This window comes from Larsenimonas rhizosphaerae (assembly GCF_026240105.1).
In the GTDB taxonomy this organism is placed as follows: domain Bacteria; phylum Pseudomonadota; class Gammaproteobacteria; order Pseudomonadales; family Halomonadaceae; genus Larsenimonas; species Larsenimonas rhizosphaerae.
Genome location: NZ_JAPIVE010000007.1, coordinates 1 through 2,015 on the forward strand (window position 1 = coordinate 1; position 2,015 = coordinate 2,015).

2 rRNA genes (1 of these 2 running past the window's edge) are annotated in these 2,015 nt (G+C 54.2%); both read right to left on the bottom strand.

Going from position 1 to position 2,015, the window contains the following annotated elements:
- Positions 1-43: 43 nt before the first annotated feature.
- Positions 44-159: ribosomal RNA gene (gene rrf / locus OQ287_RS15205) — 5S ribosomal RNA — on the bottom strand.
- A gap of 114 nt (positions 160-273) precedes the next feature.
- A 23S ribosomal RNA gene (locus tag OQ287_RS15210) occupies positions 274-2,015 on the bottom strand; it runs 1,252 nt beyond the window's last position.

Below are 2,015 nucleotides of genomic sequence, written 5' to 3' on the forward strand. Positions count from 1 at the left end.
AAAAAAAGCCCCTGGTCGTATGACCGGGGGCTTTGGTATAGATGCCTGACGATGACCTACTCTCGCATGGAGAAGCTCCACACTACCATCGGCGCTAAGCTGTTTCACTTCCGAGTTCGGCATGGGATCGGGTGGTTCCGGCTCGCTATGGTCGTCAGGCGTAACAGGTGCTGGAGATGGCGAGGCCACCTCCGGCGAATTCGGGATCATGCTGTTGATCGAGACCGTTTCGGACGTATCCGGCGGATTAATCACAGACCACTTGGGTGTTATATGGTCAAGCCTCACGGACAATTAGTACGCGTTAGCTCAATATCTTGACGACACTTACACACCGCGCCTATCACCTCGTAGTCTTCGAGGGTCCTTCAGGGGGCTCGAGGCCCCAGGGAAGTCTCATCTTGAAGGGGGCTTCCCGCTTAGATGCTTTCAGCGGTTATCCCGTCCGAACATAGCTACCCGGCAATGCCACTGGCGTGACAACCGGAACACCAGAGGTTCGTCCACTCCGGTCCTCTCGTACTAGGAGCAGCTCTTCTCAAACTTCCGACGCCCACGGCAGATAGGGACCGAACTGTCTCACGACGTTCTAAACCCAGCTCGCGTACCACTTTAAATGGCGAACAGCCATACCCTTGGGACCGACTTCAGCCCCAGGATGTGATGAGCCGACATCGAGGTGCCAAACACCGCCGTCGATGTGAACTCTTGGGCGGTATCAGCCTGTTATCCCCGGAGTACCTTTTATCCGTTGAGCGATGGCCCTTCCATACAGAACCACCGGATCACTAGAACCTGCTTTCGCACCTGCTCGACATGTCCGTCTCGCAGTCAAGCACCCTTATGCTCTTGCACTCATTGCACGATTTCCAACCGTGCTGAGGGTACCTTCGTGCTCCTCCGTTACTCTTTAGGAGGAGACCGCCCCAGTCAAACTACCCACCACACACTGTCCCTGCACCGGATAACGGTGCGAGGTTAGAACGCCAATGATGTCAGGCTGGTATTTCAAGGTTGGCTCCCCCTGAACTGGCGTCCAGGGTTCAAAGCCTCCCAGCTATCCTACACAAACAACATCAGCATCCAGTGTGAAGCTATAGTAAAGGTTCACGGGGTCTTTCCGTCTAGCCGCGGGAACACTGCATCTTCACAGCGATTTCAATTTCACTGAGTCTCGGGTGGAGACAGTGTGGCCATCATTACGCCATTCGTGCAGGTCGGAACTTACCCGACAAGGAATTTCGCTACCTTAGGACCGTTATAGTTACGGCCGCCGTTTACCGGGGCTTCGATCAAGAGCTTCGCTTGCGCTAACACCATCAATTAACCTTCCGGCACCGGGCAGGCGTCACACCCTATACGTCCGCTTGCGCGTTAGCAGAGTGCTGTGTTTTTAATAAACAGTTGCAGCCACCTGGTATCTTCGACCGGTTCGAGCTCCAGGAGCAAGTCCCTTCACCCTAAGCCGGCGCACCTTCTCCCGAAGTTACGGTGCCATTTTGCCTAGTTCCTTCACCCGAGTTCTCTCAAGCGCCTTGGTATTCTCTACCTGACCACCTGTGTCGGTTTGGGGTACGGTCACATTATATCTGAAGCTTAGAGGCTTTTCCTGGAAGCGTGGCATCGATAACTTCCGGTCTACAAGTAGACCGTTCGTCTCGCATCTCGGCTTTAAGTGATCGGATTTGCCTGATCACTCGGCCTACATGCTTTCACCAGGACAACCAACGCCTGGCTTACCTAGCCTTCTCCGTCCCCCCATCGCAATATAATCTGGTACGGGAATATTAACCCGTTTTCCATCGACTACGCCTTTCGGCCTCGCCTTAGGAACCGACTCACCCTGCTCCGATTGACGTCGAACAGGAACCCTTGGTCTTCCGGCGGGGGAGGTTTTCACTCCCCTTATCGTTACTCATGTCAGCATTCGCACTTGTGATATCTCCAGCATACCTCTCGATACACCTTCACAGACGTACACAACGCTCCTCTACCGCGCATCACTCAAGTGATGC